Annotated in this window: 9 protein-coding genes; 4 read left to right on the forward strand and 5 right to left on the reverse strand. The window is 44.4% G+C overall.

Going from position 1 to position 17,082, the window contains the following annotated elements:
- Positions 1 to 270 precede the first annotated feature (270 nt).
- Both MN210_RS12190 and rnr read left to right on the forward strand, forming a co-directional pair.
- Positions 271 to 498 carry an HP1242/YdcH family protein gene (locus tag MN210_RS12190; protein WP_011961448.1) on the forward strand — a complete coding sequence of 76 codons (228 nt, stop codon included), beginning with the start codon at positions 271 to 273 and terminating at the stop codon, positions 496 to 498.
- A gap of 709 nt (positions 499 to 1,207) precedes the next feature.
- Positions 1,208 to 3,520 carry a ribonuclease R gene (gene rnr, locus MN210_RS12195; RefSeq protein WP_011961449.1) on the forward strand — a complete coding sequence of 771 codons (2,313 nt, stop codon included), beginning with the start codon at positions 1,208 to 1,210 and terminating at the stop codon, positions 3,518 to 3,520.
- Positions 3,521 to 3,658: 138 nt separating this feature from the next.
- Here rnr and MN210_RS12200 read toward each other — a convergent pair whose 3' ends face one another.
- Positions 3,659 to 4,414: an endonuclease/exonuclease/phosphatase family protein gene (locus MN210_RS12200; protein WP_011961450.1), complete on the reverse strand. Its 756-nt coding sequence runs from the start codon at positions 4,412 to 4,414 to the stop codon at positions 3,659 to 3,661.
- A gap of 301 nt (positions 4,415 to 4,715) precedes the next feature.
- Positions 4,716 to 5,828 carry an AOC03_06830 family ribosome hibernation factor gene (locus MN210_RS12205; protein WP_201544993.1) on the reverse strand — a complete coding sequence of 371 codons (1,113 nt, stop codon included), beginning with the start codon at positions 5,826 to 5,828 and terminating at the stop codon, positions 4,716 to 4,718.
- Positions 5,829 to 6,362: 534 nt separating this feature from the next.
- On the opposite strand from MN210_RS12205, the gene MN210_RS12210 reads away from it, so the two are divergent.
- Both MN210_RS12210 and MN210_RS12215 read left to right on the forward strand, forming a co-directional pair.
- Positions 6,363 to 8,501, forward strand: coding sequence for a M3 family metallopeptidase (locus MN210_RS12210; protein WP_241878708.1), 2,139 nt, complete (start codon positions 6,363 to 6,365; stop codon positions 8,499 to 8,501).
- A gap of 1 nt (position 8,502) precedes the next feature.
- On the forward strand, positions 8,503 to 8,748 hold the full coding sequence (locus MN210_RS12215) for a YheV family putative metal-binding protein (protein ID WP_011961453.1): 246 nt from the start codon (positions 8,503 to 8,505) through the stop codon (positions 8,746 to 8,748).
- 135 nt (positions 8,749 to 8,883) lie between these two features.
- Here MN210_RS12215 and MN210_RS12220 read toward each other — a convergent pair whose 3' ends face one another.
- The 3 genes from MN210_RS12220 to MN210_RS12230 all read right to left on the reverse strand — a co-directional run bounded on the left by MN210_RS12220 (position 8,884) and on the right by MN210_RS12230 (position 16,983).
- Positions 8,884 to 10,881 (reverse strand): ShlB/FhaC/HecB family hemolysin secretion/activation protein, encoded by a 1,998-nt coding sequence (locus tag MN210_RS12220; protein WP_338412283.1) that lies wholly within the window; start codon positions 10,879 to 10,881, stop codon positions 8,884 to 8,886.
- A 103-nt stretch (positions 10,882 to 10,984) separates the two neighbouring features.
- On the reverse strand, positions 10,985 to 15,484 hold the full coding sequence (locus MN210_RS12225; RefSeq protein ID WP_338412284.1) for a two-partner secretion domain-containing protein: 4,500 nt from the start codon (positions 15,482 to 15,484) through the stop codon (positions 10,985 to 10,987).
- 641 nt (positions 15,485 to 16,125) lie between these two features.
- Entirely contained in the window at positions 16,126 to 16,983 is an 858-nt protein-coding gene (locus MN210_RS12230; RefSeq protein WP_338412285.1) for an OmpA family protein, read from the reverse strand.
- Positions 16,984 to 17,082 lie beyond the last annotated feature (99 nt).

Here is a 17,082-nt window from a genome sequence, read left to right on the forward strand (position 1 = left end):
ATTAAGATTAAACGTTTTGTATTCCAAAACAATACATTTGCTTATCATGCGCCTTTGGTCAGGCCACTACCTTAATAATGGATGAGATGAGGAGTATTGTAATTTTGGCAAAATAACCGCTTTTAGGCATAGTGTTTAGCAACAATTTTGGGTACAATTTAGTTAAAGCCAACAATAAATATAAACTCTCCCACTAAATAGGGTGCTACTTTTAACATTAAGATAAGCGCTTTATTTAGTTTATAAAACCAAGAAAATAAGGACTACGCTATGTTCCATGAACACCGTGATTTAATCTCTGAACTTAAAAACACAGACTCTCATTTCCAAAAAATGTTCAAAGAACACAACGAATTAGATACTGAAATTGGTAAGCTTGAAAATGACGTAGTTAAGTCAGTTAGCCGTGAAGAAGAAATCGAGGAAATGAAGCGCCGTAAATTGGCTCTTAAAGATGAAATCGGTCGTTATTTAGACGAAAAAAGCAAAGCTGAATAAGCCACCATGCTCTTCGTAGTTTTCATCAACGAAACATCAAAGCCCTACTGATTACAGTGGGGCTTTGACTTTTTAGGGCCTAATTGTGGTGGGGGTCGGCTAACTTGTGTCAAATGACGCTCATTTCACAAAAAAACCAAGCTGGCCACATCAACATACAAGGCTAGATGGCTTAATCTTACAAGACAACTGCACTACAAATGCAATCTCTTTAGTGAGGGCAGGAAATCAAGCAGTCACAATCAATACGCTTTGTTTACGTTAGTTAACCCGTAGTATCATCGTTGCTCATACTTATTAACGCTTTTTTTATGTTAATATAGCTTCGATGGTACAAAAACCTTCATTTGACTATCTATAAGACTCAGTACAAACTAAGTACACACGCTAAAATAAGTACACATGCTAAAAAAAGCAAATAATAAGGGCCACCGGGTTAATAAGCGATTCGATACCCCCTACCCTGTACTGACTTATAATGAATCACTTATATAGTTAATCACATAGTACCTAATGAAAGCGCTATTGAACCAAACCGTGTTTATTAGCCTATATGGCTACTCAACTTAGCACGAAAAAATCGGTTGTGAGACCAACACAGTCACCTTATTTATAAACACTGACTTGGTCAATTTAACTATCAAATCACTTGAACTATCAGACCACCCTTACATTTAAATTAAAACACAAATAACTCATACGGTATTATATGACCTGGAACGATCCTAACGCACAACAAGAAGCTCAAAACTACGAAAATCCTATCCCAAGCCGCTTGCTTATTTTGCAAACCTTGGCCGATCAAGGAGAGCTTACTCACAAACAATTGGCTCAATCTTTTGGGATTGACAATGAAGATCAATTTGACGCTTTAGGCAACCGCCTAAAGGCCATGGCCCGTGATGGCCAAGTCAACCGTGAAGGTAGACCTTATAAATACCGCGCTGTGACAAAGCAAGATGTGGTCACAGGTACCGTATCAGCGCATGCCAAAGGCTTCGGCTTTTTGGTACTTGATGACATGCCAGATTTGTTTTTGCATGAAAAACAGATGCGCTGGGTATTCAACGGTGATACCGTTAATGCTATCGGCACCACCACCGATAATCGTGGCCGCACTGAAGGACGTATTGTTGAGGTTATCGATCGGCAACAGACTCACTTTATCGGTACCTTAGAAAAAGATGATGAAGGCTATACCGTATCTTTGGCAAGCCCCAACAATCATCAACCGATTACCGTTACCGAAGACAATGTCAAGGCAGTGAATGCCAAGCCAGGTGTTGCGGTAAAAGTCGACATTATCGATTGGCCGACTCAACACGAATTTGCCACGGGTAAAATCGTTAACGTGATGGATGATGATAATGACCGTGAGGTAATTATTGAAACCACTTTGCTTAACTATGATATCCCAAGCGAATTTGGTGCAGGTGTTATCAAGCAAGCCAATAGTTATAAAGAGCCTAACAAGAAAGATTTGCAAGGCCGCATTGATATCCGCGACTTGCCAATGGTCACCATTGATGGTGAAGATTCACGCGACTTTGACGATGCGGTATATGCGGAGAAGCGTCCAGGCGGTAACTACCGTGTGGTAGTGGCCATCGCCGATGTGAGCCATTATGTCACCCCCAATTCAGCATTAGACCATGAAGCCTTCGAGCGGGGTACTTCCGTATATTTCCCACATCATGTGGTACCGATGCTACCAGAAGTATTGTCTAATGGCCTGTGCTCATTAAACCCAGGCGTTGACCGTCTATGCATGGTCGCCGATATTAAGTTATCACGCGCCGGCAATATCACCGGTTATGAGTTCTACCCTTCTGTGATGCACTCTCAAGCCCGTTTGACTTATAACCAAGTCAATGATTACTTTGACGGTAATATGGAAAATGTCCCAGACTCTTTAACAGGCAATAAAGACGTTAAAAAATCTGTCGATACCATGCATCAGCTATACAAAGTATTGGTTAAAAAGCGCGAAGAGCGCAATGCGATGGAGTTTGAGACACCTGAGACTTATATTAAGTTTAATGAAGAAGGCGGCATTGATGCCATCGTGCCACGTACCCGTGGTGACTCGCACAAGCTGATTGAAGAGCTTATGTTATTGGCCAACACCTGTGCTGCTAACTTTGCCCTTAAAAATGAGCTGCCCGTGTTATACCGTAATCACGATAAGCCAGATTCTGAGAAATCTCGCACAGTGCATGAATACGCCAAAAACTTCGGTATCAGTTTCCCAGAGGAAAACCCCACTCAGGCGGACTACAAGCGGATTATCGAAGCCACCAAAGATCGTCCAGATGCGGTGAGTATTCACAGCATGCTGCTGCGCTCTATGATGCAGGCCAACTACTCACCGGACAACATCGGTCACTTCGGTCTTGCTTATGATGAATACTCACACTTTACCTCACCGATTCGCCGTTATCCTGACTTAATGCTGCACCGTGCTATTAAGGCCAAAGTCACTGGTAAAAAACAACCGCAAATGGACTTTACGCTAGAAGAAGCCGGTCAGCAGACTTCAGATACGGAGCGCCGTGCTGAAAAAGCTTCGCGCTTTGTTGAGAGCTGGTTAAAATGCCACTACATGAAAGATCATGTGGGTGAAGAGTTTGATGGTGTGGTCACCACAGTCACCAGCTTCGGTCTATTTATCAATTTGACTGAATTGTTTATTGATGGCTTAGTGCACATCTCAAACGTGGGTAAAGACTACTTCGTTTATGATGAAAAGCAGCAGCAACTTATCGGCCAAGACAAAGGTATGGTCTATGGTCTAGGCGACTTAGTACGTATTAAAGTGGCTGCGGTCAACATGGACTTATTGCAAATTGACTTTGAGCTTATTGCCAAGCTTAAAGCCAGCGCCATGAACCAAACCAAAAAAGACGGTAAAGCCAACGCTAAACAAAAGCCATCGGCTCAAAACAGCAGCGCTAAACATGGGGAAGACAAAAAACCGTCTCGTCGCCGTAGTAGCCGAGGCCGTGGTAAACCTAAGTCTTAGACCGGTCTATAAGCTTACAACGCTTGAGACAAAAAAGTTGAACCGTTAAGCATAAAAAGGCGCCATTCAGTTATCTGGGTGGCTTTTTTATTGGCTTATCATTTTAGCTGACAGTTAATGCTTGAGGTTTATTGTCCCCTATAAGCTCAGCTCAGCACTGATGGGTAAATGATCCGATAGCTCAGACCAAGGCTTGCCCTTATGCACCCAAGCCCGCTTAACCTTTAGGTTACGTACATAGATACGATCAAGGCTTAGTACCGGCAGCTTAGCCGGATAAGTGGGCAACAGCTTTTTATGTTTTTGCATAAAAGCTTCTGTCATATTAAGCTCATGCGCCAATCTTTGACACGAGACTTTTTTCCAGTCGTTAAAGTCACCCGCTAAGATAAGGGGGCGGCTTTGATCAATGGTGTCATTGACGTACTCAGCAATGGCTCTATACTGCTTTTGACGATCATTCTCTAACAGATTTAAATGAGCGCACAGCACCACCACCGGCTCAGGCCAACCCAAAGGCAACACTTCACAGTGCAGCACGCCTCTTTGCTCAAGCTTATTTACAGTGATATTTACATTGTGCTTGGGGTCAAGTGGATGACGACTGAGCACTGCATTGCCATGGTGACCATTTTCATATTCGCAGTTTTTACCATAGCTATGTGCGCAGTTTAGATATTCACCAAACCACTCATGTTGCGACTGATTGGGGTATTCGTTGTATTTGACCATACGTTTAAGATTTTGCCCCTGCACTTCTTGTAGACATAAGATATCAGGGTGTAAGTCTTTTAAAGCCATGCCTATTTGCTTGGTCACAACTTGGCGATTGAGCGGAGACATGCCTTTATGGATGTTATAAGTGGTAATGGTGATGCTATTGGAATTTATCATTATCAATATACTTAATAGTGTCAAAGTGAGTGAACTAAAATGGCTTTATTTTTATTATGAGCGCTTAGCCTTGTCTGGATGATTATAATATGGATTGGGCTTAAGGTTTGAGGTCGATTCGTTTTTTAATGCAGTATATTGTTAGCAATTATTTGGCAAGACTTAATAGCTCACTTATCTTATCGGCTTAATAAACCCATCTTATGAACCTAATAAAAAAGACACTGATTATAAATCAGTGTCTTTTTATATCACTCACAGCAGCTTGGGTTTAGCGCTGTTTGGATGATACGATTTGAGGCTAATAGCGAGTTACCAAAGCAATCGGCATCTGTTCATCCATAATGTCTTGCGGCATAAATACCACCTTACCCCCATTATGAATGACCTGTTCAATAATTTCACCCACCGCATCATCGGTTACCCCGTCAGCAGTAGGATCCTCTGCTAATTCTAACGTCTGCGCTTTTTCATCGATTGTTGCAGGCTGCATATAACCACGGCGCAAGTACAAGGTCTCACCCGCACCTTGGAAGGCTGCACGGTAAACTTCTTGTAAATCTGTGCGCAGCATCTCTACACCACGCGCTTTATCAATATCGCCTAACGCCGCTTCATGCAGTGAGCTGCGATATGCTTCAACGGCTTCTTGTACGCCATCTACTATATGCTGAGCACTGCCATTTTCTAAATCGGTTACGTTAGATACGGCGCCGATGATATTATCAGGGCGATCACAGACTTCTTTATAATAGCTGATGTTACGGTTATCCCCTACTAAAATCAGTGGCATTCTATGCTCACCCCACAGCTCCTGAACACTCTTATCCACACGGTTAAAGTACTCTTTTAGGTAGCTGTTTTCGTTGTTCGCTGAACGATCAGAGCCACCATCGCCTGTTTTATAAAGGCTGTTGTTCTCAATAGGAAAGGGAATACTTTCCATGTGGTTTTGCGCTTTGTCATTCTGATCAAACTCTTTGATCACACGGCCGTTTGCCGCTTCAATCAGGCGGGCTTGGTCACGGCCGAGTACCACCACGTAATAATGTACAGCACTTGCCATATCACGAACCAAATCACGGGTCGCAAAACGTTCACCGATAATCACACGCTCTTTGGCATCAAAAGGCAGACGAATAACCTGGACATCTTCTGTACTGGCAAATATCGCTAAGGTATCTAGGTTATAGTTGTGGTCTAGATGATCAGTTTCGGCATGGATTTTGTCCATAATAGCCGCCGCTGTCCCTTTATCGTACTCATTAGTAATCCGCTCTTGCGCCACTTTAAGTTGATTCTTTAAAGAAATAGGGTCTTGCTCATTATCAGGATGCTGTCTGTGCGTGGTTACAAAGATACTTACTGCAGGGTTTGCTGTGCTTTCGCGTAAACTTTTCAAAGTCGCTTTCATAAAAATTTCCTTATTATTGTTGCTTTGGACTATTGTTGCTTTGCTTTCTTAAAATTATTGTTTATTTTGACTATATAATTCACCTTAACAACTAAACACCCTATCTGCCACATGATTTTGTAAAGCAATGTTGAGGGCACTTAATAGCTTGTGTGTGTTGTGTAATTAAGTGAGTCGCCCTTTTTGTCGATCAAGTATTCCTACAATCTCACTGCAGACAAAACTACAAACAAACCATAAAAACAACGGCGATAAACAAATTGCCCTAAACACCGCTTAATCGCACAATCAGCAGATAAGGGCGCAACTGGCCTCTTGTAATCTGTGCTGATAGACTCAATAGTTATTACAAAGCGCGTATTTTGTCGTCTATTTTTACAGTATTAACCTAGGATTTCTTATACTTTAAGCTGTTAATTTGTTTACAGTTACTATTTAGCCGGCTGTTATTAGACTGTTATGTAGCTGGCCGGTATTTAAGTTAATATCCCTTTTATTACTGTCCATTCGCTTGTTAGCTTTAGGAATTCATTTATGCACCCTACCTCTTATACCAAAGATATTGATCCAAATTTACATCTGGTCAACTTCTCTGAAGTTACCCCAGAGCAGCTCAAAAAGCAGGTAACTGATGCTTTAGCGAAAGGCACCGCTTTTTTGGATAAATTAGATACGCAGCACAGTGCACCGGCTGAAGCTCAGCAGGCTTTGGATGATATTATCGAGTTTGACCATATTGGCCTAGACTTAGACCGCAGTTGGGGTATTTTGTCTCATCTTAATAGCGTGATGAGTAATGAGGATATCCGTGATGTGCATCATGACTTGCTGCCTGCCCTCTCCGCCTTTGGTACCCGTGTGGGTCAAAACAAACCTCTATATAGCCGCTATCAAACCATCAAAAATGACAGCGCATTCTTTGCAAGCTTAGAGCCTGCACGCAAGCGTGCTATTGAGCTTGCTATTCAAAGCTTTGAGCTGTCTGGTATTGGCCTAGCTGCCGAAGAGCAGGCCCGTTATGCTGATATTCAAAGCCAGTTATCGACCTTATCTGCTAAGTTCTCAGACAATATTTTGGATGCCACACAGGCCTTTGCGCTACCTTTAAGCAATGAGCAGCTTGCCGGCATTACCGAAAGTGGTCTTGCCATGCTCAAAGCAGCAGCTGAGCAGTATATCGCCAAGCAAGACGCCGACCCGTCGATGCAAGATAAGCCTGAGTATGTGGCTACCCTAGATATCCCAGTGTATCTGGCTGTGATGACTCATGCTGAGGATCGTAAGCTGCGCGAAATATTATACAAAGCGTATGTCACTCGTGCCTCACAGTTTGATAGCCACACAAACGCCAAACAAGAGACGCTGGATAACAGCGATATCATGGCGCAGATATTACAGTTGCGCACTCAAAAAGCACAGCTTTTGGGCTTTGACAACTATGCTGAAGTCTCCTTATCACGCAAGATGGCAGACAGTGCTGAGCAAGTAGAGCGCTTCTTACGTGACTTGGCCAGCAAAGCTATGCCTGCTGCCGAGGCTGATTTAGCACAGTTACAAGCAGAAGCTGCTAAGCTGGGCATCGAGCAGATTCAGCCTTGGGATACTGCCTACTTGGCCGAAAAAGTAAAACAGGCCAAATTCAACTTATCACAAGAAGAAATCCGTCCTTATTTCCCTCTGCCTAAAGTGATTGAAGGGCTATTTACCATTGTCAACAAGCTGTTTGGGGTACGTGCCATAGAGCAGTCTGACAAAGTGGCACTGTGGCATAACGATGTGCGCTTTTATGAGCTGTTTGATAAAGATGACAGTTTAATTGGCGGTTTCTACTTCGATTTATATGCTCGCAGCGGCAAACGTGGCGGTGCTTGGATGAGCGGTTTTCAGGCCCATTATGAGTATACTGGCAGTACACATGATGCTTATAGCCAACTGCCTGTGTGCTTTATGGTGGGTAATTTCACACCGCCAACTGCCGATAAGCCAAGTTTATTGACCCATGATGAAGTATTGACCTTGTTCCATGAGTTTGGGCATGGCCTGCATCATTTATTAACCCAAGTGAGCGTTAGCGATGTGGCCGGCGTCAATGGCGTTGAATGGGATGCTGTGGAGTTGCCCAGTCAGTTCTTAGAGAACTGGGCTTGGCATTCAGAGGGTATCGCACTTATTAGTGCGCATGTTGACACTGGTGAGGCGCTACCAAAAGAGCAGCTTGAGGCACTATTGGCAGCCAAAAACTTCCAAAGCGGTATGCAAACCTTACGTCAAATTGAATTTGCTTTATTTGATTTGCTCATCCATGCCCAATCACCGGCACCCGATTATCAGAACATTTTAGCGACTTTAAATGGTGTGCGTGATGATATTGCCATCCTAGATACCCCAGATTACAACCGCTTTGCCAATGGCTTTAGTCATATCTTCGCTGGGGGCTATGCGGCAGGTTACTACTCTTATAAATGGGCAGAGCTATTGTCCGCGGATGCCTTTAGCCGCTTTGAGGAAGAGGGGATTTTTAATGCAGACACCGGTCAATCTTTCCGCGATAATATCTTAGCGGTAGGCGGCAGCTTGCCTGCCAAGACCAACTTTGAAGCCTTTAGAGGCCGTGAAGCCAGCATTGAGGCACTACTGCGTCATGGCGGCTTTATAGATGACGAGGTGGCCTAAGATGCGCTATCAATCTACTCGCCCTAAGCGTCAGTTCTTAGCCGGTGTCAGCTGTCCAAAATGTCAGACCATGGATGCTGTGGTACAGGTTCGGGTATTTGAACCTGAGCCTGATGAATACATCGAGTGTACACAGTGTGGCCATACTGAGCGGCGCCCTGATCCAGAAGCGATTATCGAAAAAAACGCCTTGGCCAATGACGCCATGAGTACCGGTACCTCAGGGACGGTTAAGTTCTTAGACTAGTCTAAGCATCTAAATTAGCTAAGCGCTTGGCCACAAAAAAGCCAGATACTAAATTTAGTATCTGGCTTTTGTCTTTTTTAAAATCATCAACTTATTTTAGGACAGGACATATCACCTAATGAGCGGTGCTGCTTATTAAAAGAACCACTGCCAAGCGGCTGATATCTCTGTATCTTGTGAGCCATCGTCTTCTCGATTGGCATAATCGGTATGGGCACGACTGGCGCTCACATCCAGCTGCCATCGTCTATCAAACGAGGGATCTTGTGCATCATATGCGGTCAATTTTAGACCAAGCGTGCCACTGGCTGCATCACTGGTATCATCATCCAAACGATGGTCGCTGTATTTGACCACCCCATAGTCGACACCCACATAAGGCGACCACCGTATTTTCTGAGAGCCAAAGCTTTTCCAGTCTGCCTGACTCGGCTCATAGCTTAGCGTGTTGCGTAGCGTGACCCCACTTTCGGCCGCATTATAGGCATTATCAATACCGCGCACTCCAGAGTAAGTTGAGCCAAGCGACTGCTGACTGACACCAAATAGCTGATCGTCGCTGTACTGTGCTTGTAACTCATGTGTCATTTGCCAATAGCCTTTACTTTGACCAGACTTGATGATGGGATGTTGATGGGTGAAGTAACCTGACAACAGCCAGCGTAAATACTCATCCTCTAGCCCTTGCTCAGTCGCCGGATTATCATGATTACCAAATCCTTGCTCAGCACTTAAGTCGACCACCCACGCCCCCGTAGTGATTTTACTCGGATCAGTGCTTGAGCGCTTATCAAAAAGCTTGGTGTGGCTGATACCTAAGCGGCCGCTGCTTAATGTGGGGCTTTGAATATCTAACCGACTGCCTAGCAGCTCACTGGTCACCTCTTGGTGAGCGACCTGACCATATAACGTGGTAATACTGTCTTGGTCACGCTTGAACATATAATCGCCACGAATATTGGCCTGCCAGCTGTCCCCTTCTTGCTCAAGTACTGAGTTTGGCAGTTGAGTGGTTCGTTTGTACTCATCTGCTGCAAATAGTGCTGACCACTGCCAGCGACCATTCGGAACTAGGGTGTAAATACTGGCACTACGGCGCTGATTGTCTTCATCATAGCCGTAGTTATCACGTAGGCTTTGCTCCATCGATATCGAGGTATAATCTGCCTGACCTAATACGTTACGTAGGGTGCCATGGAGCTGAATTAAGTTATGGCCGTAGCTGTCATCTGGGTCATAGCGCCACTGTATATCGGTACTAAACGGATCAACCTCACCTTGTTGACTGACCTTGATACGCACATCTTGACCGACAGGATAAATATCGAGTAGCAATTGCCCATCAATCACACGCTCACCGTGACTGACCGCCTGATCCAGTATCGCCATATTTGCCGCTTTGCCAATAATATCGCCAAATAAGCGTGCGGTCGGAAGCTTGGTTTGATTGTCTATCTCACGAATGTTTGCTACCAGTATTTGCCATGTAGACCGGCCATTTTCAGCCGGAGTGGGATCAATGGTTATCTTAAAGTAACCGGCATCCAGATACGCTTCAGTAATCGCACGCACCAAGTCGTTAGCATCAGATACTGACACACACTGCCCTGTCTGGAGGTTTGATGAAGACGCCGTAGTTTGAGAATCAGTCTGCGGATTAGCCGTCATCTCCTTGTTATCTACAGACAGCTGTCTGGCTTGTTGACGCAGCTTAGCTTGCACAGATTGAGTTAACTGCGGCATGTCACCCAACGTGATTTGCTGAATAGGCAGGCAAGCCGCCGTGCTTGGTTCAGCTGGACTGGGCTGAGTATTAGCCGATGCGTCTGCACCTTGGTCATTGCCGCTTTGCTGCGACTGACGCAGGGCATCAATACGCTGCTGCTGCTGCGACTCTTGCCAAGCTTGTTGTTGTTCAATGGTCTGCTTTGAGGGAGAGGCCAAAGTGTTATTAATCGCTGCGGCACTACTGATATCTCCTGTGGCAGCCGCCGCTACGACAGGCAATACAGCACCACTGGTCATTAGAGCTAGCAGCGTACTGCGTAGATAACCGTGAGACTCATGTCTGGTTTTAAAAGAGGGTTCGTTGCTATTAATAGCGACCGTTATAAAAGGTGATAACATAATCATTCAACATCTATCATGGAGGATTAAAAAGCCCACACCTGTGACAGGTATGGGCTCGAATAACGTACAAAGCATCTATAAAAACAATAGCTGCTACAGCGAGGCGTTAAAGCTTAACATCTGCCTTGGTATGAGCGCCATCACTATCGTCCCAATCAAAATTAGCATCAATATTTACAGGTAAATCTAGCGGCTTGCCTTCAAAGGCATCTTGAACCAAGCTTGGGATGCTTTGAACAAAGCCTGGGATACTAAAGGTTTTTGCATCTACGCTTGCACCAACATTATGCACAAAGTCATCATTATTGGTGGTTTTCACCTTTGCATCACCCAGCTTGCTATTAGCGGCTCTGACGGTGGCAGCTTTGACAGCAATATCATTGCTACCCACTGACGCATCAAGATTATCCGCAGTCACTGTAGCGTGGTGCGTCGTTTGCTGATGATCAATATCAAATCCAGCTCTACCAGCGGCGCTGACACCTAAGATAGTGCCATTATTAAAGTCATCTTTTAATAAGCCCAGCACATCGCCTTTAGCCGCATCTGCAATAAACTGAATAGGTGAGCCATCAACAGCAAGGTCAGTATCTACATCTACCTTTCTAACCACATCTTGCGCTGAGCTGATAGTCAGATCATTGCCCGAGACGGTTTGCAAGCTGCCTGCATCGACATTACTCTGTAATGTCACATCCTTACCGCTATTGATGGTGATGCGGTCGGCATTGACTTCACCCAACTGATAGTACTGACTGTTGTCGGTCTCAACATTTAGGTGAGCACCGATATTATCGGTATTAAAGCTGCCCTCACCTGCATTGGCAGGGACATTACCGCCAATACCAACATTGCCTACTTTGTTACGAGACTCGGCGGCAATAACCGCGACGTTACCGTCTTTATTGTCATTGGTTAAGCTCACAGTATCCGCATGGATTGTGGCGCCTTCAACAACCAAAGCGTCATCTGCCTCATTTGCGGTCACGGTTAAGTCACTGGTATTAACGGTAGCGCCGTGCGCTTTATTACCAGTCTCATTAACCACACCTAAGTGGCCACCAACACCGATGTCATCGCTACTAAGAATAGTATCAGCAATATTTAGTGAAAACCCTGTGTTACCGCCCATAGCGACACCAACGGCACGATGGTTGTCTTGAGCTGCTGCGATATTAGCACGGTTGCCTTTTATGACGACCTCATCGGCATTGATAGTTGCGCCATCAACTTGTGCTAACTGCTGAGCTGTTACGGCTACTTTTTGTGCATCTACATTTGCGGTTTTGGCTTGTGAGTCTTCTACGCTTAGGTAATTAAAGCCTGCTTGACCATTAAATGAAGGCGTACCAACGACTGCTCCCGCTGCGGCTGTGGCAGGAATAACCGTCAGACCCACTGAACCACCAAGTTTACCGCCGCCTACAGTGGTCCATTGCTTGTCATTATCTTGTCCGATTCGTGCCTCTTCACCGGCGCTAAGCGTATAGTTATCTGCCGTGACATCTTGTGCCGCTGTCGCACGTGTGCCTGCATTAATCGCAACCTCTTTTGCGTTTAATTGGCCTTTAACCGCTTTTGCATCACCGGTTTGTAAGTACTCATACTCACCGCTGCCAGTAACACCAATGGTCACATCAGCCAAGGTGCTGCTGCTGGCGCTAACGCCTACATCACCGCGGCCGCTGTGCGTGGTTGTGACCGTTGAATCATATGCAGAAGTACCATTATAGTCATCTGCTTTAATATTAATGCTGTTGGCTTTGATTTGGGTACCGGCATCAACCGCACTATTGGCCGCATCAACTGTCACTGTATTGTCGGCATTGATGGCTGTCGTATGGGCTGTTTTGACCTCAGTGGTTTGACCAATACCGTCTCCAGATAGGCTAACCGCACCGCCAATAATTGGGCTGATACCTGCGAAAGCCGTTAATGCGGCATCACCACCGGCCACAACATTACGATCAACCACACGGTCGTAAGACGCCTCATTGGTAATGTCTTGACCGCTTAAGCGTACGTCAGCCGCTGTAATCTGTGCCCCTTTATTGGCTAAGGTTTCAGTCGCCGTTAATGAGGCGCTCTCGCCTGCGTTAACACTAGAGTTAACGGCCTGATACTCATTGTGCTCATCAATAATTTGATCGGTTCCGATACTCAGACCAACTTCAACACCCGTTGCGCCGCCTCTAATATAAGCTTCAGGGCCGGTGCTCTTAGCCACTTTGCTATCAACTGCAGTCAGCGCTTCACTGGCACCGACTGTCACATTATCTGCACGGATAGTGGTGTTTTGTGCGGTGGTTAAATCACTGCCATTTAAGTTGATTTCTGCGGCATTAAGCTCAGCATTACCCGCTTGTAGCGTGTTAGCACGGGCACTACCTGTACCAGTCGTCGTTAGCGTGGTCACACCTTTAATAGAGCTTTTTGATTCAAATAAATCTGGCTTATCAAACGCCGCTAAACCTTGGCTCAAATCAACATTAAGGCTGGCTTCTGTACCGCTCTCAATATCATAGGTTTCGGTTTTGGTAATATCAGTCGCATTGGCAGCTTCTGTATTTAGCTCACTGTTTGCGGTCACATTTAGGCGGTCAGTTGCTGAAACATCACTGCCTGAAACCGTCACGCTGTCACCGGTTAAGCGCATATCTTTTGCTGTTAAGCTGCTGGCAACTGCAGATGTCGCAACACGATCTGTCGCTGACTTTTTATCGGTGATATTAAAGGCTGTCCCGTGACGATCTTCGCTATAATCTTTCTCTTTTGCAAAACCGTTAGCGACTTCTAGTGCCTCACCTGCATTGATATCCAGTGTATCGTCAGCAGTAACTGAACTGGCATTGACGCTGACATTTGTATCACTGGCTAAGCTTACGTTATTGGCTTTGATTTGACTGCCAGTAACCGCGGTTTGTTGTTTGTTATCAATGTGAGTTTCACCGCCACCGATACCGCCCCAATATTTGAAGTCTTCTTCATCTGTTTGGCGATTTGTGATGGTGCTGCCTGCAATACTCAGCCCTTTATTGGCTGTTAATTGAGCGCTATCTGCCGTTAGCTGTACACCTTCTAAACCCAGCTCACCGTCACTGTTCAGTGCCACGCTATCTGCGTTAATAGCAGTTTGATGACCGGCTTGAGTTGTGTCTGTTTGAGTACGCGCACCTGATTTTAAGGCAGCCGTTTCACGCTTATAGCGATTGATTTGGCTTTGTGAATTCTCAGTGGCTTCAGCAGACGCTTGCAAATCGCCGCCAGTATTAACCGCTACAGTCTTCGCGTTAATCGCTGTCCCTGCAATACTGGTATCTGCCGCAGAGCTGACATTAATTTGGTCGGCAGCATCTAGGCTTGATTGATGATACTGCTGGGTTTTGTTTAAGGTTTCATCTTCATTAAACCACAAGCCTTTGCTGTTACGTGCCGTCGTGCTGTCTGTATCGGTTGTGGTCACACCACTTAAATCAACTGTCTCACCGCTGACATTAATATTATCACCTGTCACTTGGCTGCCTGATACGGTGATATCACCGCCTGCTAGTGCAACGTCTGTACCAGAGATGCTTGAGCCGTTAAATGTCTCTGTCTCTTGATAGCCTGAATGGGTTAGTGTCACTCTATCTTCAAGCTCCTCTTTAGTGACTTCTTTGTCCGTACGGGCCGTTGTAACATCACCGCCAACAGACAAGCTATCACGACCTGTTAAATCAACTGAGCCACCTTTAATAGTGCTATCAACAACTTTTAGGTTGGCAGCCGTGGCATCAAATTCTTGCCCAGCAGTAAACTGACCTTGTAAAGTTTGTGTCGCTTTCTCATCTGTATTATGCAGACGGATGCGGCCTGATTGCATACTGCCTAGGATTTGGCCGTCTAACACTACTTTGGGCTGAGAGCGCTCTAAGCCGCTTACTTCAAGCGTGTCATAATCTACTTTATTACGCCCTGAGATGACATTAATGGCATCCGTTGCTGTGATATTGCCATTGATATCTACTTTTGGTGCCAATAAATCCAAACGCTGTGCACCATTCACATCACCGCTTACCGTTAAGGTATTGCTTTGACGGTCACCCACATTAAAGCTCTCTAGACGCTCCTTTGCAATATTTGGCGTACCCACAACCAACGACGCACGGTTGGTATTAATAAAACCGCCGCCCTCAGAGGTAATGCCATTAGGGTTAGCAAGTACATAATCAGCAGCCATCCCAAATACTTCTTGTTGACCCAACAACAATGATGGGTTTTTGCTGACCACCTCATTTAAGATAACAGAGGCGGTCCCCGTTAAGTTGCTATTAGCATCAAGTTGACCCGCAAGCTGTGATTTACCAGCGGTCAGTGAGTTATTTAATACAGCGCCCGATTTACTCACATTAAAGTCTTTATACTGGTTATGAGAAAGACCTTTTGAGTTTGGGTTAGCAATATTGACAACATCGACATTACCTACTTGGCTCACACTGGTTTCGCCAACGGGTTTAATATTGTCTGCAAGTGCAGCAACACTCATAAAAGGTAATACCAGTGCCATGCTGACTGCGCTTGCAATCCGGCCTTGAGGGGATAATCTAAAAGCTTGTCTGTGATTCATAACCGTGCCCTTTTTAGTAATTATTGCCAAACCTATCTTCATTGTTGAAGCTCATCCGTACCATAAGCTAGATTTGACAGTGATGAAGCTCTATCACATCAACTTACTAATAAAATCAAATCTATGATTCATCTAATCAGATAAATATGACATTATTATTACAATTAACGCTGTCGTTACAATTGCCACCACTTGTTACCTATAGTTAATGGTAGATCATTTATTAACCACACTTCATCATTTAAATTAGCAAATAAAACAACTGCTTAGCTGCTATTTTTGTATCTAAATGTGATAATAGGACTCTATTTAAAATAATCATTAATTAATAAATTTAAATTAAGTTACATATATCAAGATAAATATTACTCATATGAATCGCTCGTCTTCTCTGCAAATACTTGTCCTCTTGTAGCTCAGCACTTTATCTATCAGACATAACAATAATGAGAATTATTTTCAGGTTAATTGTTAAATTAATAATACTAAATAAAAATAATTGCTATCTCATACTGTGACTTGTTACTTCTCATTAACAAAAAAAATTGTAACTGCTTTGTAACTAAAAAAGTGCCTATCAGAAGATAGACACTTTTTGGTTAGTGACTGGTTTTATTAGCTTTTTTGAGGGCTGTTATGACCTAGTCTTGGGTAACCGTCACATCTAAGGTGACGCGGCGATTGGGCTGTAAACAATTAATTTCTTGTTGACGGGGTAGATTTGTTGAGCACTGTTGAATCGGCTGTGACTCCCCTGCACCATTGGCAATCATAGAGCTTGGCTCAACACCTTGATTGATTAAGTAAGAGCGGACAGCCTGAGCACGTAATTGGGATAAACTCATATTATACATATCATCCCCTTTACGGTCAGTGTGGCCGGTAATAATGATACGGCTATCCCCCATGCTTTGATACTGGTTGAGCTTTTTAGCCAGCGTATCAAGCTCACGTCGACCTTGAGGCAACATATATTCTTGTTGCCATTTATCAAACTCAAAAAGCGCATCAGCACTAAGATTAATATGCTCTTTAATCGGCGCTGCCACAATCACTGGCGCTATATTAGATGCTGGCTCGGCCTTTTTAGGCGGGCAATCTTCTGGATGCCAATAAAACTCCTGCCCTCGATAATTTTTATCAAAGATAACCTTATATTGGCATACTTTGACAGAATCATCTGGTTGATAGAACTTCATAATATAGTCCCATTCACGCGCATATTGAGCTTCGCTAAAATGTGGACGTCCAATTAGCTGATACAGCTCTTCTTTTTTGATACCGGGTCTAATTTTAGACAGATTTTCTGTATTAGCGAATTGACCCTCCGTCTGCCACGCGTCTTTTATATTGGGAAATACCAAATCCTGTTGTTGGACACGTCCCTCCTCTGAGATACCTTCACTTAAATAACGGGTGCCCATACAGCTGCTCATCGCAACGACAGCAAGTCCGATACTGCCTAGATGCACTAATTTGTTGAGTTTACTCTTCTTCATTAGGATTCCTTTACTATTAATCAGATTAAATAAAAATACTGGATATCACTCTAATACAACTTGCAAGCTTGTCACTTACTCAAAATAAGCGGCAAGCTT

The sequence above is a fragment of the Psychrobacter raelei genome, assembly GCF_022631235.3.
GTDB lineage: Bacteria > Pseudomonadota > Gammaproteobacteria > Pseudomonadales > Moraxellaceae > Psychrobacter > Psychrobacter raelei.